At 61.2% G+C, this 18,910-nt stretch carries 14 protein-coding genes and 4 pseudogenes; 9 read left to right on the top strand and 9 right to left on the bottom strand.

Annotated features, from left to right (window positions below; translation table 11 throughout):
• The first annotated feature begins 198 nt into the window (after positions 1 to 198).
• Positions 199 to 863: pseudogene (locus MF410_RS08180) on the top strand (invasion associated locus B family protein).
• A gap of 114 nt (positions 864 to 977) precedes the next feature.
• Here MF410_RS08180 and hspQ read toward each other — a convergent pair.
• From hspQ to MF410_RS08165, 3 genes and pseudogenes are all read right to left on the bottom strand, one after another.
• On the bottom strand, positions 978 to 1,307 hold the full coding sequence (hspQ, locus tag MF410_RS08175) for a heat shock protein HspQ (RefSeq protein ID WP_003539613.1): 330 nt from the start codon (positions 1,305 to 1,307) through the stop codon (positions 978 to 980).
• A gap of 158 nt (positions 1,308 to 1,465) precedes the next feature.
• A pseudogene (gene glnA / locus MF410_RS08170) lies at positions 1,466 to 2,876 on the bottom strand (type I glutamate--ammonia ligase).
• 79 nt (positions 2,877 to 2,955) lie between these two features.
• Positions 2,956 to 3,294 carry a P-II family nitrogen regulator gene (locus MF410_RS08165; protein ID WP_003539626.1) on the bottom strand — a complete coding sequence of 113 codons (339 nt, stop codon included), beginning with the start codon at positions 3,292 to 3,294 and terminating at the stop codon, positions 2,956 to 2,958.
• Positions 3,295 to 3,638: 344 nt separating this feature from the next.
• Here MF410_RS08165 and MF410_RS08160 point away from each other — a divergent pair, with 344 nt between their 5' ends.
• Positions 3,639 to 5,111, top strand: a complete 1,473-nt coding sequence (locus tag MF410_RS08160) for an NAD(P)H-hydrate dehydratase (RefSeq protein ID WP_097628915.1) — start codon at positions 3,639 to 3,641, stop codon at positions 5,109 to 5,111.
• A 38-nt stretch (positions 5,112 to 5,149) separates the two neighbouring features.
• Here the strand turns inward: MF410_RS08160 and MF410_RS08155 are convergent, their stop codons facing one another.
• Genes MF410_RS08155 through uvrA form a run of 3 tightly spaced genes read right to left on the bottom strand, consistent with a single transcriptional unit; the run spans position 5,150 to position 9,360 of the window.
• The gene (locus MF410_RS08155; RefSeq protein WP_097628914.1) at positions 5,150 to 5,956 is read right to left on the bottom strand and encodes a DUF72 domain-containing protein; all 807 of its coding nucleotides are present in this window, start codon (positions 5,954 to 5,956) and stop codon (positions 5,150 to 5,152) included.
• Between the two features lie 24 nt (positions 5,957 to 5,980).
• Complete coding sequence (locus MF410_RS08150) at positions 5,981 to 6,442, bottom strand: GNAT family N-acetyltransferase (RefSeq protein WP_097628913.1); 462 nt, start codon at positions 6,440 to 6,442, stop codon at positions 5,981 to 5,983.
• Positions 6,439 to 9,360: an excinuclease ABC subunit UvrA gene (uvrA, locus tag MF410_RS08145; RefSeq protein ID WP_097628912.1), complete on the bottom strand. Its 2,922-nt coding sequence runs from the start codon at positions 9,358 to 9,360 to the stop codon at positions 6,439 to 6,441. Before uvrA ends, MF410_RS08150 begins: the two co-directional genes overlap by 4 nt.
• A gap of 283 nt (positions 9,361 to 9,643) precedes the next feature.
• Between uvrA and MF410_RS08140 the strand changes: the two genes are divergently transcribed.
• Positions 9,644 to 10,150 (top strand): single-stranded DNA-binding protein, encoded by a 507-nt coding sequence (locus MF410_RS08140; RefSeq protein ID WP_003586486.1) that lies wholly within the window; start codon positions 9,644 to 9,646, stop codon positions 10,148 to 10,150.
• Between the two features lie 83 nt (positions 10,151 to 10,233).
• On the opposite strand, the gene MF410_RS08135 is transcribed toward MF410_RS08140, so the two are convergent.
• Positions 10,234 to 10,881 (bottom strand): MarC family protein, encoded by a 648-nt coding sequence (locus MF410_RS08135; RefSeq protein WP_097628911.1) that lies wholly within the window; start codon positions 10,879 to 10,881, stop codon positions 10,234 to 10,236.
• A 250-nt stretch (positions 10,882 to 11,131) separates the two neighbouring features.
• Between MF410_RS08135 and gyrA the strand changes: the two genes are divergently transcribed.
• Positions 11,132 to 13,954, top strand: a complete 2,823-nt coding sequence (gene gyrA / locus MF410_RS08130; RefSeq protein ID WP_097628910.1) for a DNA gyrase subunit A — start codon at positions 11,132 to 11,134, stop codon at positions 13,952 to 13,954.
• Positions 13,955 to 14,288: 334 nt separating this feature from the next.
• Here the strand turns inward: gyrA and MF410_RS08125 are convergent, their stop codons facing one another.
• Positions 14,289 to 14,444, bottom strand: a complete 156-nt coding sequence (locus MF410_RS08125; RefSeq protein ID WP_003539654.1) for a hypothetical protein — start codon at positions 14,442 to 14,444, stop codon at positions 14,289 to 14,291.
• Positions 14,445 to 14,586: 142 nt separating this feature from the next.
• Complete coding sequence (locus tag MF410_RS08120) at positions 14,587 to 14,865, bottom strand: hypothetical protein (RefSeq protein ID WP_097628909.1); 279 nt, start codon at positions 14,863 to 14,865, stop codon at positions 14,587 to 14,589.
• Between the two features lie 90 nt (positions 14,866 to 14,955).
• Here MF410_RS08120 and coaD point away from each other — a divergent pair, with 90 nt between their 5' ends.
• From coaD to tgt, 5 genes and pseudogenes are all read left to right on the top strand, one after another.
• Complete coding sequence (gene coaD / locus MF410_RS08115) at positions 14,956 to 15,450, top strand: pantetheine-phosphate adenylyltransferase (protein ID WP_097628908.1); 495 nt, start codon at positions 14,956 to 14,958, stop codon at positions 15,448 to 15,450.
• A gap of 58 nt (positions 15,451 to 15,508) precedes the next feature.
• A pseudogene (locus MF410_RS08110) lies at positions 15,509 to 16,082 on the top strand (peptidylprolyl isomerase).
• Positions 16,083 to 16,110: 28 nt separating this feature from the next.
• A pseudogene (locus tag MF410_RS08105) lies at positions 16,111 to 16,621 on the top strand (peptidylprolyl isomerase).
• 76 nt (positions 16,622 to 16,697) lie between these two features.
• Entirely contained in the window at positions 16,698 to 17,783 is a 1,086-nt protein-coding gene (gene queA / locus MF410_RS08100) for a tRNA preQ1(34) S-adenosylmethionine ribosyltransferase-isomerase QueA (RefSeq protein ID WP_097628906.1), read from the top strand.
• A complete protein-coding gene (tgt, locus tag MF410_RS08095) occupies positions 17,780 to 18,910 on the top strand; it encodes a tRNA guanosine(34) transglycosylase Tgt (protein WP_097628905.1) in 1,131 nt (376 codons plus the stop codon). The genes queA and tgt overlap by 4 nt, the downstream gene beginning before the upstream one ends.

The raw sequence follows: 18,910 nt of genomic DNA, 5'->3' as shown, positions 1-18,910 counted from the left end.
TTTCTTTGGCATCGCGACGAAATGCTCCTCAAATGGCCAAAGAAAAGCTGGATATCTTGAACGCTGCGATGTAACAGGTGAACCCGAAGTTTCGGGGTCATGCATTTGCCTTATTTTTTTAAGAGGTGGGTGCCGAACGACCCGAGGTTGGGGCGGCAAGTCGCTGTCTCGAACGGATATCAGGAGACGGAATTCGTTATGATGTTCAAGTCTGAAAAGAAAATGCGGGCAGCGCTGTCCGTTCTGGCAGTGATGTTCGGCGCCGCTTCGGCTCCGATCTCCTCCTTCGCACAGGATGCTGCGGCACAGGCTCCGGCCGAGGGCCAGGCGCAGGCCGCCGGCGCGCCCAAGCTCGGCTGGTACAAGACCTGCAGCAAGCAGGAAGACAACGACATCTGTGTTGTCCAGAACTTGATTCTCGCCAATGGCGGCCAGCTTGTCACGGCCGTTGGCCTGATCTCGGTCTCCGGCAAGATCAACCGTAAGCTCCTGCAGGTGTCTGTTCCCACGGCACGCCTGATCCCCCGGGCATCATCATGCAGATCGACGGCGGCAAGGGCCAGAAGCTCGACTACGCCGTCTGCCTCCCGGATAAGTGCACGGCTGAAATTCCGCTGACCGACGCGATGATCGCCAGCCTCAAGAAGGGCAGCGACGTGATCTTCACGTCAATCAACTTCCGCCGCGCCCCGAACCCGATCAAGATTTCGCTCGAAGGCTTCACCGGCGCTTATGACGGCGAACCGGTTTCCGAATCGAAGCTCGCTGAAAGCCAGCGCAGCTTGCAGGAAGGCATGCAGAAGAAGGCCGAGGAGGCCCGCAAGAAGCTGGAAGACGCCCAGAAGGCTGCCAAGGCGCAGTAATCCTGCCGCCGCCATATCGAATAGAAACCCGGCTTCGTGCCGGGTTTTTTTGTGTCAAAAGAAAAGGCCTCGCTGGGAGAGGCGAGGCCTTGTTGTTTGATCGGCGCCTTTGATTTAGTGGGCGAAGCTCATCTTGGGTTTGAACTGCCCTGACGGGGCCTGATCGAAAATCTGGTAGATCTGTGGGTTGCGAAGCGGCGTGCCGCTTTCGTCGTTCATCAGGTTCTGCTCGGAGACATAAGCGACATATTCGCTTTCGTCATTTTCGGCGAGCAGGTGATAGAAGGGCTGGTCTCTGCTCGGGCGCACCTCGGCCGGAATGGAATTCCACCATTCCTCCGTATTCGCGAACTCCGGATCAACGTCGAAGATGACGCCGCGAAACGGGAAAACCTTGTGCCGGACCACTTCGCCGATACTGAACTTTGCTACTCTTTCTTTCATGGTACGACTTCCTTTCATCACCAAATCTGGTGATTGGTGCCGCGCAAATCAAGATTTTTGCGCAAGCGCGTCACATGAACGTCATATCCTCCAGCTGGCGTCCATGACCCTGGGAGGGGAAAGCCCCGGCAGTCCGGGGCTTTCCGTGTTCAGGCCGATCAGGCCGAATAGTACATGTCGTATTCGACAGGATGCGGCGTCATTTCGAAACGCATCACCTCTGCCATCTTCAGTTCGATGAAGGCATCGATCTGGTCGTCGTCGAACACGCCGCCGGCCGTCAGGAACTTGCGGTCCTTGTCGAGACTTTCGAGGGCTTCACGCAACGAGCCGCAGACGGTCGGAATCTTCTTCAATTCCTTCGGCGGCAGGTCGTAGAGATCCTTGTCCATGGCCTTGCCGGGATGGATCTTGTTCTTGATGCCGTCGAGGCCGGCCATCAGCATGGCGGCGAAGGCGAGATAGGGGTTGGCGGTCGGATCCGGGAAACGGACTTCGACGCGCTTGGCCTTCGGGTTGGTGCCGAACGGAATGCGGCAGGAGGCTGAGCGGTTGCGGGCCGAATAGGCAAGCAGAACCGGTGCCTCATAGCCCGGGACGAGACGCTTGTAGGAGTTCGTCGACGGATTGGTGAAGGCGTTGATCGCCTTGGCATGCTTGATGATGCCGCCGATGTAGTAGAGGCAGCTCTCGGAAAGACCGGCATATTCGTCGCCGGCAAAGGTCGGCTTGCCGCCCTTCCAGATCGACTGGTGCACGTGCATGCCCGAGCCGTTGTCGCCGAAGATCGGCTTCGGCATGAAGGTCGCCGTCTTACCATAGGCATTGGCCACCTGGTGCACGACGTATTTGTAGATCTGCATCTTGTCGGCGTTGCGCACCAGCGTGTCGAACTTGATACCGAGTTCGTGCTGGGCGGCGGCGACTTCATGGTGATGCTTTTCGACGACGACGCCCATTTCGGATAGAACGGTCAGCATTTCCGAACGCATGTCCTGGGCGCTGTCAACAGGCGGAACCGGGAAATAGCCGCCCTTGACGCGCGGGCGATGGCCGAGGTTGCCGGTTTCGTAATCGGTGTCGTCATTCGACGGAAGTTCGGTCGAATCGAGCTTGAAGCCGGTATTGTAAGGATCGGCCTTATATTTGACGTCGTCGAAGACGAAGAATTCGGCCTCCGGGCCGACGAAGATCGTATCGCCGATGCCCGATGCCTTGAGATAGGCTTCGGCCTTCTTGGCGGTGCCGCGCGGATCGCGGTTATAAGCTTCGCCGGATACCGGATCGAGAATATCGCAGACGATGACCATGGTCGACTGAGCGAAGAACGGGTCCATATGCACCGTCTCGGTATCGGGCATCAGCACCATGTCAGAACTCGTTGATGGCCTTCCAGCCGCCGATCGAGGAGCCGTCGAACATCACGCCGTCAGCGAACATGTCCTCGTCGACGCAGACAACGTCCATCGTCACATGCTGCAGCTTGCCCTTCGGGTCGGTGAAGCGCAGATCGACGAACTTTACGTCGTTCTCCTTGATCTGCTTCAGAATTTCGCTTGCGGTCGCCATTAAATACCTTCCTCCGATTTACGATGACAATACATGGCTGCGCTGACCGTATCGAACTTTGCGCGCTTGGCAAAGTGGGTCAGATGGCGTCGATGCCGGTCTCGCCGGTGCGGATACGGATAACCTCTTCGACGTTGGAGACGAAGATTTTTCCGTCGCCGATGCGGCCTGTCTGCGCCGCCTTGCGGATCGCGTCGATGACGGCTTCCGCGTTCTCATCGGCCAGCACCACTTCGACTTTCACCTTCGGCAGGAAATCGACGACGTATTCTGCTCCGCGGTAAAGTTCCGTGTGACCCTTCTGACGGCCGAAGCCCTTGGCTTCCGTGACCGTGATACCTTGCAGGCCGACTTCCTGAAGAGCTTCCTTCACTTCGTCCAGCTTGAAAGGCTTAATGATCGCTTCGATCTTTTTCATGAGAAAATGTCTCTCCGCTTCTCCCGTTATGGCAGGAATTTTCCCGCTCGCCGGATATGATGCAGATATCGTGCCAGTTTGAAATCCGTCTTGTTAAAAAAATCCACGGATTTTGCCGAAACCGCCGCATTTGCCGAGAAGTCTGATGTCGATTTGGTGACAAAACAGTCGCGAAACTCCACCCTTCGATCAAAATCATATCGAAAATCCGAAAAAACTCATGTTTAAGGAGTCCTGCAAGTGCGTCCGTGCAAGATGAAAAGATAGGCAAATGCACAAAATTGGTTCCTTTCTTTATCATTTCAGGCGGTTGTTTTTTAGGCGTTTTTCGATTGAATAGGCCGATGAGCCACCAACTGTCCGACCTTCTTCTCACTCCTGCCGAGATGGCCGCCGTCGACACCGCTGCAGCCGCATCCGGTATCGATTCTTTTGGCCTGATGGAAAGGGCAGGTGCGGCGGTTGCGGCTGCAGCCCTGCGCCTTCATCCCGGAGCCTTGCGCTTCGTCGTGCTCTGCGGGCCGGGCAACAATGGTGGCGACGCCTATGTCGCCGCACGACATCTGCAGGAGGGCGGGGCTCCAATGGCGCTCTTCCATCTTGGTGATCCCTCCAGGCTGAAGGGCGATGCGGCCCGCGCGAAAGCCGGATGCGCGTTGCGGGGAGAACCGCTCCACCTCTATAGTCCCAAAAGCGGCGACGTCGTTATAGACGGCCTGTTCGGTGCGGGGCTTAGCCGAGAGGTGCCGGCCGATGCCCGCACTGTGATCGAGCGGATTGCCGAGGCCGGTCTCCCCGTGCTTGCCATCGACCTGCCCTCCGGCCTGGACGGCCGTACCGGCCGGGTGCTGGGAGCCGCCTTCCGGGCCAGCAACACCATCACCTTCATGACCCGCAAACCCGGCCATCTGCTGATGCCGGGCAGGGAGCTGTGCGGTGAGTTGGAGGTCTTCGATATCGGCATTCCCGCCCGCATCATTAGGGCCGAGGCGAGCGGCGTCATCGCCGAGAACAGGCCGGATGCCTGGAAGGGTGTGCTGCCCACCGAGCAGCTGGAAACCCACAAATACAAGCGCGGCCATCTGGTCGTCTTCTCAGGCGAGGCCGATAAGACGGGCGCCGCGCGCATGTCGGCGATCTCGGGCCTGAAGGCGGGGGCCGGCCTGGTGACGATCGCGGCCCCTCATGCGGCGATAGCCGCCAATGCTGCGCATCTCACCGCCGTCATGCTGCATGCGATCGACGATGCGGCCGATCTCGAAGACTGGCTCACCGACAAGCGGCTGCAGACCTTCGTTCTCGGCCCTGGTTTCGGCATCGGCGCCAGGGCGCGCGCTTTCGTCTCGGCGCTCGCCGAACGCCGGCTGGTGCTCGATGCCGACGGCATCTCCTCGTTCAAGGACGATCCGCAACAGCTTTTCGAACTTTTCGGCGGTGAGCCGCGCCTGGTGCTGACGCCGCATGAGGGCGAATTTTCGCGGCTCTTTCCCGATATCGGCGGCGACGATGCGCTGGGGAAGGTGGACAAGGCCTTAGCCGCAGCCCGCCGCGCCAACGCCGCGATCGTCTATAAAGGCGCCGATACCGTCATCGCCGCGCCGGACGGCCGCGCGCTGATCAATACCAATGCACCTGCCTGGCTTGCCACCGCCGGCTCCGGCGACGTGCTCGCCGGCATCATCGGCGGATTGCTCGCCCAGGGCCTGCCAGTCTTCGAGGCCGCGGCCGCCGGCGTCTGGCTGCATGGAGAGGCCGCCCACCGTGCCGGCAAGGGGCTGACGGCGGAAGACCTCGCGGCTCACGTCTTGCCACTTTAGCCCGGTCGGCGCATAGCCACTCCGAGCTCCGGGCTGGCTTACTTCGCCAGCAGTTTCTGCAGGGCCATCGCCCCATGCGGCGCATTGACCTTGCCCTCATGGATCATGAAGGCGAAAACGTCGCGCGGCTCGGCCTTGACCTTGCGATCCCCGTCGATCAGCGGCAGATCGTCAGGAACCTTGCCTTCGGCCCAGGTCTCGAGCCGGTCCGCCCAGGCCTTCAGGTCCTTGTCGGGGTAGCAGGTTGCAATATCGTCCGATCCTTTCTGCAGCCTGGCATAGACGAAATCGGCCGTGACGTCGGCGATCATCGGATATTCGAAATGTTCGGCGCAGACAGGCGCCACGCCGTATTTGGCAAGCAGCGCCACGAACTCCGGCACCTTGAAGGAATCATGGCGTACCTCGACCACGTGGCGAAGCGCCAGCCCATCCTGCTTTTCCGGCAGCAGCTTCAGGAAGGCCTCGAAATCGTCCGGATCGAATTTCTTCGTCGGCGCGAACTGCCAGAGCAGCGGTCCGAGATGATCGCCAAGCTCGCTGATTCCGGATGACAGAAAGCGTTCCATCGATTCACCGGCTTCGGCCAGCACTCGCCGATTGGTGACGAACCGGGTCGCCTTGAGTGAAAAGATGAAACCGTCGGGCACGTCGGCTGCCCATTTGGCAAAGACCGCCGGCTTCTGGGTGCTGTAATAGGTGCCGTTGACCTCGATGACATTCAGCTGGCGGCTGGCATAGTTCAACTCGTCCTTCTGTTTCAGGTCATCGGGAAAGAAATGCCCGCGCCAGGGCTCGAAGGTCCAGCCGCCGATGCCGGTGCGGATAGTGCCGGATTTCGTCATGTCGTCCTCCCCATTCGCAGCCGCTCAGGCTGCGTTGATCTGTTTCGCCATGTCAACGAGGGTCCATCCTGGCCGAGAAGGGTTCGGCCGGCGACCAGTTTCCTGAAACCCGAAGGCGCTATAAAGCGCGATATTCCGCTCCATGAGCGCATTCGTATAAAGCCGGATCTGCGGCTGCGCCCATTCGCGCGCTTTGGCTTCTAGCCAATGGAGCATCGCCAACCCATGCCCGCCACCTTGAAAGGCCGGTGACACCGCGATGCTGAACAGCAAGAGGTGATCCGAATGCCGCTTGACGACCACCAGGCCGGCCGTTTCGCCGCCGACCTCGCGCAGCCAGACCTCGCCGCGTTCGATTCGCGGCGTATAGTCTTCCGTCACCGGGATCGGCGGAGCGCCGAAGAGCTCGGTATACGGCCGATAGGCGGCTGCCGTCAGCGTCGCGACCCTTTCCAGATCATCGGGCGACGCCGGCCTCATCGTCATTCCGCCGCAACCGCCTTCTTCGCCGGCCGCCGTTCCAGCAATTCCTTGAGGAACTGCCCGGTGTAGGAGCGCTTTTCCTTGACGATCGCCTCGGGCGTGCCGAAAGCCACGATCTCGCCGCCGCCATCGCCGCCCTCGGGGCCGAAATCGAGCACCCAGTCGGCCGTCTTGATCACCTCGAGATTGTGCTCGATTACCACAACAGAATTGCCCTGGTTGACCAGTTCGTGCAGCATTTCGAGCAGCTTGGCGACGTCGTGGAAATGCAGGCCGGTCGTCGGTTCGTCTAGAATGTAGAGCGTGCGTCCCGTCGAGCGCTTCGACAATTCCTTAGCGAGCTTGACGCGTTGCGCCTCGCCGCCGGAAAGCGTGTTCGCCTGCTGGCCGACCTTGATGTAACCGAGACCGACATCCTTCAGCGCCTGCAGCTTGTCGCGCACTGCCGGCACCGCCGCGAAGAAATCGACGCCTTCCTCTACCGTCATGTCGAGCACGTCGGCGATCGACTTCTGCTTGAAAGTGACGTCGAGCGTCTCGCGATTGTATCGTTTTCCGTGGCAGACGTCGCAGGTGACGTAGACATCGGGCAGGAAGTGCATTTCGATCTTGATGACGCCGTCGCCCTGGCAGGCCTCGCAGCGTCCGCCCTTGACGTTGAAGGAGAAGCGGCCCGGCTGGTAGCCGCGTGCTTTTGCTTCCGGCAGGCCGGCGAACCAGTCGCGGATCGGCGTGAAGGCGCCGGTATAGGTCGCCGGGTTCGAGCGCGGCGTGCGGCCGATCGGCGACTGATCGATATCGATCACCTTGTCGATATGCTCGAAGCCGTCGATGCGGTCGTGGTCGGCGGGGTTTTCGCGTGCGCCCATGACGCGGCGTGCTGCCGATTTATAGAGCGTCTCGATCAGGAAGGTGGATTTGCCGCCGCCGGAAACCCCGGTCACTGCCGTGAACACCCCGAGCGGGATTGCCGCCGTGACGTTCTTCAGATTGTTGCCGCGCGCCCCGACTACCTTGATCTCGCGGCCCTTTTTCTGCTTGCGGCGCTCGTGGGGTACGGGAACGCCGAGTTCGCCGGACAGATATTTGCCGGTCAGCGACTTCGGATTGTCCATGATGTCCTGCGGCGTGCCGTGGGCGATGACCTGGCCGCCGTGAATGCCGGCGGCCGGGCCGATATCGACGACGTCGTCGGCCGTCATGATCGCGTCCTCGTCATGTTCGACGACGATGACGGTGTTGCCGATGTCGCGCAGGTGCTTCAGCGTGTCGAGCAGCCGGGCATTGTCGCGCTGATGCAGGCCGATCGACGGCTCGTCGAGCACGTAGAGGACACCCGTCAGCCCCGAGCCGATCTGCGAGGCCAACCGGATACGCTGGCTTTCGCCGCCCGACAGCGTGCCGGAATTGCGCGACAGGCTCAGATATTCCAGGCCGACATCGTTGAGGAAGCGCAGCCGGTCGCGGATTTCCTTGAGGATGCGCACGGCGATTTCGTTCTGCTTGGCGTTGAAGCTTGCCGGCAGTGTCTCGAACCAGTCGCGGGCGACGCGGATCGACATACCGGTCACTTCGCCGATATGCAGCGTGTCGATCTTCACCGCCAGGGCCTCTGGCTTCAGGCGGAAGCCGTTGCAGGACGGGCAGGGGGCCGCCGACATGAAGCGCTCGATGTCTTCGCGCGCCCAGGCGGAATCGGTCTCCTTCCAGCGGCGCTCGAGATTGGTGATGATGCCCTCGAAATTCTTCTGCGTCGTATAGGAGCGGGCGCCATCGGCATAATGGAATTCGATCTTGTCCTCAGTGCCGTTGAGAATGACGTCTTTGGCCTCGTCGGAAAGATCGTTCCAGCGGGTGCCGAGCTTGAAGCCGTAATGTTTGCCGAGCGCCTCCAGCGTCTGGTTGTAATAGGGTGAGGTCGACTTGGCCCAAGGGGCGATCGCGCCGTCACGCAGCGTCCGTTCGGGCTCGGGCACGATCAGATCCGGATCGATCTTCTGCTGGGCGCCGAGGCCGTCGCAGGTCGGGCAGGCGCCGAAGGGATTGTTGAACGAGAACAGCCTGGGCTCGATCTCGGGAATGGTGAAGCCGGAAACCGGGCAGGCAAATTTCTCCGAAAACAGCACGCGCTCATGCGTCTCGTTCAGCGACTTGTTGGCCGAGCCGCCGGCCGAGGTCTCTTCCGGCGGCAGCGGCTTGTCGGCAAATTCGGCAACTGCCAGCCCGTCAGCGAGCTTCAGGCAGGTCTCCAGGCTGTCGGCCAGGCGGGCGGAGACATCCGAACGCACGACGATACGGTCGACCACCACGTCGATGTCGTGCTTATATTTCTTGTCGAGTACCGGCGCCTCAGCGATCTCGTAGAACTGCCCGTCGACCTTGACGCGCTGGAAGCCCTTCTTCATCAGCTCCGCCAGTTCCTTCTTGTATTCGCCCTTGCGCCCGCGCACGAGCGGCGCAAGAATATAAAGACGGGTGCCCTCACCGAAATCGAGGATGCGGTCGACCATCTGGCTGACGGTCTGGCTCTCGATCGGCAGGCCGGTCGCCGGCGAATAGGGAACGCCGACGCGGGCAAAGAGAAGGCGCATATAGTCGTAAATCTCGGTGACGGTGCCGACCGTCGAGCGCGGGTTGCGCGAGGTGGTCTTCTGCTCGATCGAGATCGCCGGCGACAGCCCGTCGATCTGGTCGACGTCGGGCTTCTGCATCATTTCGAGGAACTGCCGGGCATAGGCCGACAGGCTCTCGACATAACGGCGCTGGCCCTCGGCATAGATCGTGTCGAAGGCAAGTGAGGACTTGCCGGAGCCCGAAAGCCCGGTCATGACGATCAGCTTGTTGCGCGGCAGATCGAGATCGATGCCCTTGAGATTGTGCTCGCGCGCGCCGCGGATGGAGATCGTCTTCAGTTCGCTCATCGTCTCAGCTTGGTCCTTTGGGATAACAGCCCTTATTTAGTGATGCCGACCGGCAAGTCGAGGCTGAATGTCCGCAACACCGAAGGTTTTCGATTCTGTTGACACGATCATAAGGATAAACTAGAACAAATAAAGAACAAAATTCCTGATGGATGCATGCGGCGTTCTGATGGATAAACATGTGGATTAAATGCCGCCCATGCGCATCGGCGGTCCGTGATGGTTTAAGGTGCGCCGATCGATTGAAACGCCGCCGGGCAGGGCGGCAGGCAGGGTGAGAAGCATGGCTGGTAGCGTAAACAAGGTAATTCTGATTGGAAACGTCGGTGCGGACCCCGAAATCCGCCGCACGCAGGATGGCCGGCCGATCGCCAATCTCCGTATCGCGACCTCGGAGACCTGGCGTGACCGCAATTCCGGCGAGCGCCGTGAGAAGACCGAATGGCACACGGTCGTCGTCTTCAACGAAGGCCTTTGCAAGGTCGTCGAGCAATATGTGAAGAAGGGCGCCAAGCTCTATATCGAAGGCCAGCTGCAGACCCGCAAATGGCAGGACCAGCAGGGCCAGGACCGCTACTCGACGGAAGTGGTGCTGCAGGGCTTCGGTTCGACCCTGACCATGCTCGACGGCCGCGGCGAAGGCGGCGGTGCAAGCTCCGGCGGCGGCCGAGGCAGCAGCAACAATGATTATGGCGATGACTACGGCGCCCCGGCTCCCTCTTCATCGCCGAGCCGCGGCGGTGGCGGCGGTAATTTCTCGCGCGATCTCGACGACGACATCCCGTTCTGATCAACCGCTTTCCCGGCTCTGTAGACTATCCGAGAGCATGATGCCTTTGATGGCGTCATGCTTTTTTCTTTGGTTTGCACCGTTCAGTGCGGTGTCGCGCTGATCAGATTGAGCGCCGCCTTTGCGCCGTCGACGACGAATTGCACCGCTAGGGCGGCGAGGATGACGCCGAGGAGCCGCGTCAGGATCGCCCGGCCGGTGACGCCGAGGAAGCGGTCGAGCCTTTCGGCAATCAGCAGCATGAGGAAGGTCAGCAGCAGATTGGCGGCGATGACGGCGATGAACTGGGCTTTTTCGACGGAGGTCGGCAGCGTGCCGGCAAGCAGGATCGTCGCCGAGATCGCGCCCGGGCCGGCGATCAGCGGCAAGGCGAGGGGAAAAACGGCGATATTTTCGATATGATCCTTGGTGACGGCAGCTTCGGTGGCCTTCTCCTTGCGCTCCTGCCGCCGCTCGAACACCATCTCGAAGGCGATCCAGAAGAGCAGCAGCCCGCCGGCGATGCGGAAGGCGCCGATCGAGATCCCGAGCACGCCGAGCACGCTCGCGCCGAACAGCGCGAAGACGGCAAGGATGATGAAGGCGATGGTCGAGCCGCGCAGCGCCACCTGCGTGCGCTGGGCGCGGCTCATGCCGGTCGTCAGCCCCAGGAAGATCGGTGCGAGCCCCGGCGGATCGATGGTGACGATGAGCGTCGTGAAGGCGTTGATCAATTGGTCGGCGCTTGCCATCGTCCCTCGAAAACCCCATATAGCCGCATGGTTTTTATGCGTGGTTTTTGTGATTGTGAAGCGGCGATTCCGATTTGGCAAATATCCCGCGGCGGCCCGCGGCGGATTTGTCCGGTGCGGCCGCGCTACTTGCATGTTTTACCCTCTTTAAGCCGCAAAAGCCTGTTCAAAACGCCCCGTGAAATTGGCGCGGGAACAGGCTTTCCGCTATAAATCTTCAAGTGATTCTCAGAAGAGATCGTGATCTGTTTTGACTGAGCAAACACCCCCCGGCGGCGGGAAGCTCCCGCCAGGCATCGAGCCCATCTCCATCATGGAGGAAATGCAGCGGTCGTATCTCGATTACGCCATGAGCGTCATCGTCAGCCGCGCGCTGCCCGACGTGCGCGACGGACTGAAGCCCGTGCACCGGCGCATCCTTTACGGCATGTCTGAGCTCGGCATCGACTGGAACAAGAAATACGTCAAATGCGCCCGCGTCACCGGTGACGTGATGGGTAAATACCATCCGCATGGCAATTCGGCGATCTACGATGCGCTGGCCCGCATGGCCCAGCCCTGGTCGCTGCGTCTGCCGCTGATCGATGGCCAGGGCAATTTCGGCTCGGTCGACGGTGATCCGCCGGCGGCTGAACGTTACACCGAATGCCGCCTCGAAAAGGCAGCCCATTCGCTGCTCGACGATCTCGACAAGGAAACCGTCGATTTCCGCGACAACTACGACGGCACGCTTTCCGAGCCGGTCGTGGTGCCCGCCAAGTTCCCGAACCTGCTCGTCAACGGCGCCGGCGGCATCGCCGTCGGCATGGCGACCAATATTCCGCCGCATAACCTGTCGGAAGTCATCGACGGCTGTATCGCGCTGATCAACGATCCGGCTATCGAACTGCCGGACCTGATGCAGATCCTTCCCGGCCCCGACTTCCCGACGGGTGCGAAGATCCTCGGCCGTGCCGGCATTCGCTCGGCCTATGAGACCGGCCGCGGTTCGGTCATCATGCGTGGTGTCGCGGCCATCGAGCCGATGCGCGGCGACCGCGAGCAGATCATCATCACCGAGATCCCCTACCAGGTGAACAAGGCGACGATGATCGAGAAGATGGCCGAGCTGGTGCGCGACAAGCGCATCGAAGGCATCTCCGACCTGCGCGACGAATCCGACCGTCAGGGGTATCGCGTCGTCGTCGAATTGAAGCGCGACGCCAATGCCGAGGTCATCCTCAACCAGCTTTATCGCTATACGCCGCTGCAGACGTCCTTCGGCTGCAACATGGTGGCGCTGAACGGCGGCAAGCCTGAGCAGCTGACCCTGCTCGACATGCTGCGCGCCTTCGTCTCCTTCCGCGAGGAAGTCGTTAGCCGGAGAACGAAATTTCTGCTGCGCAAGGCGCGAGATCGCGCCCATGTGTTGGTCGGTCTCGCCATTGCCGTCGCCAATATCGATGAAGTCATCCGCGTCATCCGTCAGGCGCCCGATCCGCAGTCGGCCCGCGAAGAACTGATGACCCGCCGTTGGCCGGCCGAAGATGTCGAAAGCCTGATCCGTCTGATCGACGATCCGCGCCATCGCATCAACGAGGACCTGACCTACAACCTGTCCGAAGAGCAGGCCCGCGCCATTCTCGAACTGCGCCTTGCCCGTCTGACGGCCCTTGGCCGCGACGAAATCGGCGACGAACTCAACAAGATCGGCGAGGAAATCAAGGATTACCTCGATATTCTCTCCTCGCGCGTCCGCATCCAGAGCATCGTCAAGGATGAGCTCACTGCCGTGCGTGACGAATTCGGCACGCCGCGCCGCACCGAGATCGTCGATGGCGGCCTCGAAATGGACGACGAGGATCTGATTGCCCGCGAGGACATGGTCGTCACCGTCTCGCATCTCGGCTATATCAAGCGCGTGCCGCTGACCACCTATCGCGCCCAGCGCCGCGGCGGCAAGGGCCGCTCCGGTATGACCACTCGCGACGAGGATTTCGTTAGCCGGCTATTCGTGGTCAACACCCACACTCCGGTCCTGTTCTTCTCCTCGCGCGGCATCGTCTACAAGGAAAAGGTCTGGCGCCTGCCGATCGGCACGCCGACCTCGCGCGGCAAGGCACTGATCAACATGCTGCCGCTCGCCCCCGGCGAGCGCATCACCACCATTCTACCCTTGCCCGAGGACGAGGAGAGCTGGGACAATCTCGACGTCATGTTCTCGACGACGCGCGGTACGGTTCGCCGTAACAAGCTGTCGGACTTCGTCCAGGTCAACCGCAACGGCAAGATCGCCATGAAGCTCGAGGAGGAGGGCGACGAAATCCTCTCCGTCGAGACCTGCACGGAAAATGACGACGTGCTGCTGACGACGGCGCTCGGCCAGTGCATCCGCTTCTCGGTCGACGACGTCCGCGTCTTTGCCGGCCGCAATTCGATCGGCGTGCGCGGCATCAGCCTTGCCGGCGGCGACCGCATCATCTCGATGACCATCGTCCGCCATGTCAACGCCGAGCCGTGGGAGCGCGCCGCCTATCTGAAGCGCGCCGCCAACGACCGCCGCCTGACGACAGGTGAGGCCGAGGAGATCGCGCTGGTCGGCGAGGAAGTCACCGAAGAGGGACAGCTCTCCGACGAGCGTTATGAGGAGCTGAAGCAGCTCGAGCAATTCGTGCTCACCGTCTCCGAAAAGGGCTTCGGCAAGCGTTCGTCGTCCTACGATTTCCGCATCTCCGGCCGCGGCGGCAAGGGCATCCGCGCCACCGACACGTCGAAGACAGGCGAGATCGGTGAACTGGTCGCGGCCTTCCCCGTCGATGATGGCGACCAGATCATGCTGGTTTCCGATGGCGGCCAGCTGATCCGCGTGCCGGTCGGCGGCATCCGCATCGCAAGCCGTGCCACCAAGGGCGTCACCATCTTCTCGACGGCCAAGGACGAGAAGGTCGTCTCTGTCGAACGCATCAGCGAGCCGGAGGAGGATGAGACGGAGGAGGCTGTCGAGGTCGCCGAAGGCGCCGCCACCACCGAGGAAGCGGCTGCCGGCGAGGCGCCGGCTGCCGATGGTGACCCGGCCGGGCCGGCTGAGGAATGATCAAGTAAAAAGGGCGGCTTCGGGCCGCCCTTTTCTTTTAACCCGCGCTCGTCCTTACCGGCCCAAAGAAAAAGCCGGACGCTGGGTGCATCCGGCTTTGAATGGCCTTGGCAGCGGAAGGGGTGCCGCTCAAGGTGGGGAAGGAGTTGGGATAAGAGGAATGTCAGAATGCGCTATGTTTTTCGTTCAGCGCCTTTACCTCTTCACCTTCGCGCCGAAGCGCAGATATTGTCGAGGCTACAGACACTATGAACATGACGCTGATAAGGGCGGTGAGCACTGTCAAGATCGTGAACATAGGCATTCCTTTCCTGGGGAGTTGCGTTCTCGCCCCTCAGTACTGGCCCAGTACGGCCGTCCGGGCCGAAGCATAGGGACCATAAACCTTGGACGTATCAACCTTCTGATCATAGAGAGCGACAGTTGCGGTCAGCATGCCCGTGACCATTACCATCCAGAGCACGTTAATCATCGTAATCTTGCCGGGCATCTTTAGTCCTTCCTGCCGCGATAATCGCATCTATGTATCGGTTGAATGAACGCATCCGTTTTAAAATGGTTCCGCCGGATGTTGACGGGGTGTTTACCAATGCCGATCTGAAGCCTCCTTGAATGTCTCGTTCATCTGGCGTTCAGATTCGAACGTCGTTTTTTGCGCGCAGCCGGCCCTGGGCCCGCACGATCGCGGCATGCTCGGCAAGCTCCGGCCGCACCCAGCTCACTTCGTAGCGATCGGCGAAATAGCCATAGGCTATCTCGGCGGCAAGCGAGGAAACGACGGCAAGTGCAACGAGCACGATCAGCATGGAATTGGTCTTTCGGGAGGCGCCGGACGCCGGAATGGCATCGGCTGCGTTGATGATCTGAGTTAAGCAGATCCTGTCTGAAACCGCCTTGAACGGGCCGTTCATCCACCGTTCAACCGTCCGGGATGATTGGCCAAATCACTTGCGGCAAGCCGGCATCCGTGACAAAAGGCGTCAAACCAACGGTCGGGCCAGATGACGACAGCTTTTTATCCCGGGTCTTTCGACCCGATCACCAATGGGCATGTGGATGTTCTGGTCCAGGCACTGAACGTCGCCGAAAAGGTGATCGTCGCGATCGGTATCCACCCCGGCAAAGCGCCGCTCTTTTCCTTCGAAGAGAGAGCCGAGCTGATCCGCCTTTCGCTGGCGGAAGCGCTGCCCGGCAAGACCGGCGACATCGACGTCGTCGCTTTCGACAATCTGGTCGTCGACGCCGCCCGCGCCCATGGCGCCACGCTTTTGATCCGCGGTCTCCGCGACGGCACCGATCTTGATTACGAAATGCAGATGGCCGGCATGAACAGGACGATGGCGCCCGATATCCAGACCATCTTTTTGCCGGCGGGAACGGCCTCGCGGCCCATTACGGCCACATTGGTCCGCCAGATCGCCGCCATGGGCGGCGATGTCAGCGCCTTCGTGCCGGCCGCCGTCTTGCAAGCCCTCTCATCCAAGCGCCCAGACTGATAAATACGAAGTCTGGCAAGCGCAAAGACCAGGCGAAACCCGCCGCAACGGAGCCCATATGAAACTCTTTTATCTCGCATTTGCCGGCGTGTTGTATCTCGCCTCCTTCGCGGGGGACGCCTTCGCCCAGTCGGCCGATCATTATCTCACCATCCAGTTGAAGAACGGCCCCGTCGTCATCCAGCTGATGCCTGAGGTAGCGCCGAAGCATGTCGCCCAGATCGAGGCGCTGGCCAAGAAGGGTGAATACGACAACGTCGCCTTCCACCGCGTCATCGACGGCTTCATGGCCCAAACCGGCGACGTCAAATACGGCAATATGGAAAAGGGTTTCGATGCGAGTTCTCGCCGGCACCGGCTCCTCCGACATGCCGGATATTCCGGCCGAGTTCTCCAAGACCCCGTTCGTGCGCGGCACGGTCGGCATGGCCCGCTCGCAGGATCCGAATTCCGCCAATTCGCAGTTCTTCATCATGTTCGCCGACGGCTCCTTCCTCAACGGCCAGTACACCGTTGTCGGCAAGGTCGTGTCCGGCATGGAAAATGTCGACAAGATCAAGCGCGGCGAAGGCCAGAACGGCGAAGTCAAAAGTCCCGACCGGATGATCAAGGTCGCCCTGGGCAAGAAGTAAGTTACGAGAGAAACAAGAGGAGAAGGCAATGGCCGAGATCAAGGATCCCGAAAACACCATCATTCTGGAAACCACCAAGGGCAAGGTTGTCATTCAGCTTCTGCCGCAGGTCGCCCCGGAGCATGTCGCCCGCATCAAGGAACTCGCCCGCGAAAAGGCCTATGACGGCGTCGTTTTCCACCGCGTCATCCAGGATTTCATGGCGCAGACGGGCGATGTCGAATTCGGCAAGAAGGGCTCGGAAACCTTCAATCCCGGCCGCGCCGGCATGGGCGGCTCCTCCAAGCCGGATCTGAAGGCTGAATTCTCCGCGACCACCCATACGCGCGGCACCTGCTCGATGGCCCGTTCGCAGAACCCGAACTCCGCCAATTCGCAGTTCTTCATCTGCTTCACCGACGCGCCCTGGCTGAACAAGCAGTATTCCGTCTGGGGCCAGGTCATCGAAGGCATGGACAACGTCGACAAGATCAAGCGCGGCGAGCCGGTTTCCGATCCGGGACTCGATCGTGTCGATGCGGGTTGCCGCCGACGTCTGATTGTGATTTCTGCTGAAACCCGCTCTTGCGCGTTAACCGCGTGGGGGCGGGTTTCGCTTTGTCTGAAAGTGCCGTTATGCGCGTAGACCTTTTCGATTTCGATCTGCCGGATGAACGCATCGCGTTGCGGCCCGCCGAGCCCCGCGACAGCGCCCGTCTGCTCGTCGTCAACCCCCATGCTGAAACCGTGCTCTCCGATCATCGGGTCGGCGATCTGCCGTCCTTTCTGCGGCCGGGCGATGCGCTGGTCTTCAATGACACCAAGGTCATTCCCGCCCAGCTGGAAGGCATCCGCCATCGCGAGGGTGCGGGCGGCCAGCAGGTGTCGGCAACGCTGCATATGCGCATCGGCCCCAGCCGCTGGAAGGCCTTTGCAAAACCCGGCAAGCGCATCAAGGAGGGCGACCGCATCGCCTTCGGTCATAGCGGCGAAAGCTGCTTTCTTGGCGCGCTCGATGCCACCGTCGAGGAAAAGGGCGAGGCCGGCGAAGTGACGCTCGCCTTCGATCTCGCAGGCCCGGCGCTCGACGAGGCAATCGCCGCCGTCGGCCATATTCCGCTACCGCCCTATATCGCCGCCAAGCGCCCCGATGACGAGCGGGACCGCGCTGACTACCAGACGATCTACGCCCGCGAGGAGGGCGCCGTCGCTGCCCCCACCGCCGGCCTGCATTTCACGCCTGCGCTGTTCGAAGCGCTCGACAGAGCCGGCATCGAACGCCATTTCGTCACGCTGCATGTCGGCGCCGGCACCTTCCTGCCCGTGAAGGCTGACGACACCGTCGATCACAAGATGCACCTTGAAAGCGGCACTGTCAGCCCTGAGACTGCCGCGCAACTGAACGCCGTCAAGGCAAGGGGCGGGCGCATCGTCTGCGTCGGCACGACCTCGCTGCGGCTGATCGAAAGTGCTGCGGAAGAAAGCGGCGAGATCCGCGGCTGGAGCGGCGCCACCGGCATCTTTATCACGCCCGGCTATCGCTTCAAGGCTGTGGACATGCTGATGACCAATTTCCACCTGCCGCGCTCGACACTGTTCATGCTGGTCTCGGCCTTTTCAGGCTTCGAAACCATGCATGCGGCCTATGAACACGCCATTTCGACAGGCTACCGCTTCTACTCCTACGGAGACGCGAGCCTTCTTTTCCGGAAAGACAAATGACAGAAAACTTCCAATTTACGTTGAAGAAGACTGATGCCGGCGCGCGCCTCGGCGAAATTTCCATGCCGCGCGGCACCATCCGCACGCCGGCCTTCATGCCGGTGGGCACCGTCGGCACCGTCAAGGCGATGTATCTCGACCAGGTGCGCGAGACCGGCGCCGACATCATCCTCGGCAATACCTATCATCTGATGCTGCGCCCCAGTGCCGAGCGCGTCGCCCGCCTCGGCGGCCTGCACAAGCTGATCCGCTGGGAACACCCGATCCTGACGGATTCCGGCGGTTTTCAGGTCATGTCGCTCTCCGGCCTGCGCAAGCTCGACGAGCAGGGCGTCACCTTCAAGTCGCATGTCGACGGCAGTCTGCACCATATGTCGCCGGAGCGCTCCATCGAGATCCAGGGGCTGCTCGGCTCCGATATCCAGATGCAGCTCGACGAATGCGTGGCGCTGCCGGCCGAGCCGAAGGAGATCGAGCGCGCCATGGAAATGTCGCTGCGCTGGGCCGAGCGCTGCCGGGTCGCTTTCGGCGAGCAGCCTGGAAAAGCGATGTTCGGCATCGTCCAGGGCGGCGACATCCCGGCGCTGCGTATCCGCTCGGCCGAGGCGCTGAGTCAGCTCGACCTCAAGGGTTATGCGATCGGCGGCCTTGCTGTCGGCGAACCGCAGGACGTCATGCTGCAGATGCTGGAAACGACGCTGCCGGTGCTGCCGCTGGAAAAGCCGCGCTACCTCATGGGCGTCGGCACGCCTGACGATATGCTGAAATCGGTCGCCCGCGGCATCGACATGTTCGACTGCGTCATGCCGACCCGCTCCGGCCGCCACGGCCTGGCCTTTACCCGCCGCGGCAAGGTCAATATCCGCAATGCCCGCCATGCCGAGGACATGCGCCCGCTCGACGATCAGTCGAACTGCCCGGCCTCGCGCGACTATTCACGCGCCTATCTGCACCATCTCGTCCGCTCCAACGAAGCACTCGGCGGCATGCTGCTCTCCTGGCACAATCTGGCCTACTACCAGGAACTGATGCAGGGCATCCGCAAGGCAATCGCCGAAGGCCGCTTCGCCGATTTCATGGCGGAGACGATGGAGGAATGGGCGAGAGGCGACCTCGAACCGGTGTAA

Origin of the sequence: Rhizobium sp. C104 (assembly GCF_022354505.1) — a bacterium.
GTDB classification, from domain to species: domain Bacteria; phylum Pseudomonadota; class Alphaproteobacteria; order Rhizobiales; family Rhizobiaceae; genus Rhizobium; species Rhizobium redzepovicii.
The sequence above is the reverse complement of the archived record's forward strand: the minus strand, read 5'-3'. Positions and strand labels throughout refer to the sequence as shown.

Bases quoted from the DNA above. Each gene is read 5' to 3' on its own strand.
- hspQ (WP_003539613.1), bottom strand. From the start codon at position 1,307: ATGAAAGAAAGAGTAGCAAAGTTCAGTATCGGCGAAGTGGTCCGGCAC.
- MF410_RS08165 (WP_003539626.1), bottom strand. From the start codon at position 3,294: ATGAAAAAGATCGAAGCGATCATTAAGCCTTTCAAGCTGGACGAAGTG.
- MF410_RS08160 (WP_097628915.1), top strand. From the start codon at position 3,639: ATGAGCCACCAACTGTCCGACCTTCTTCTCACTCCTGCCGAGATGGCC.
- MF410_RS08155 (WP_097628914.1), bottom strand. From the start codon at position 5,956: ATGACGAAATCCGGCACTATCCGCACCGGCATCGGCGGCTGGACCTTC.
- MF410_RS08150 (WP_097628913.1), bottom strand. From the start codon at position 6,442: ATGACGATGAGGCCGGCGTCGCCCGATGATCTGGAAAGGGTCGCGACG.
- uvrA (WP_097628912.1), bottom strand. From the start codon at position 9,360: ATGAGCGAACTGAAGACGATCTCCATCCGCGGCGCGCGCGAGCACAAT.
- MF410_RS08140 (WP_003586486.1), top strand. From the start codon at position 9,644: ATGGCTGGTAGCGTAAACAAGGTAATTCTGATTGGAAACGTCGGTGCG.
- MF410_RS08135 (WP_097628911.1), bottom strand. From the start codon at position 10,881: ATGGCAAGCGCCGACCAATTGATCAACGCCTTCACGACGCTCATCGTC.
- MF410_RS08125 (WP_003539654.1), bottom strand. From the start codon at position 14,444: ATGCCCGGCAAGATTACGATGATTAACGTGCTCTGGATGGTAATGGTC.
- MF410_RS08120 (WP_097628909.1), bottom strand. From the start codon at position 14,865: ATGAACGGCCCGTTCAAGGCGGTTTCAGACAGGATCTGCTTAACTCAG.
- coaD (WP_097628908.1), top strand. From the start codon at position 14,956: ATGACGACAGCTTTTTATCCCGGGTCTTTCGACCCGATCACCAATGGG.
- queA (WP_097628906.1), top strand. From the start codon at position 16,698: ATGCGCGTAGACCTTTTCGATTTCGATCTGCCGGATGAACGCATCGCG.
- tgt (WP_097628905.1), top strand. From the start codon at position 17,780: ATGACAGAAAACTTCCAATTTACGTTGAAGAAGACTGATGCCGGCGCG.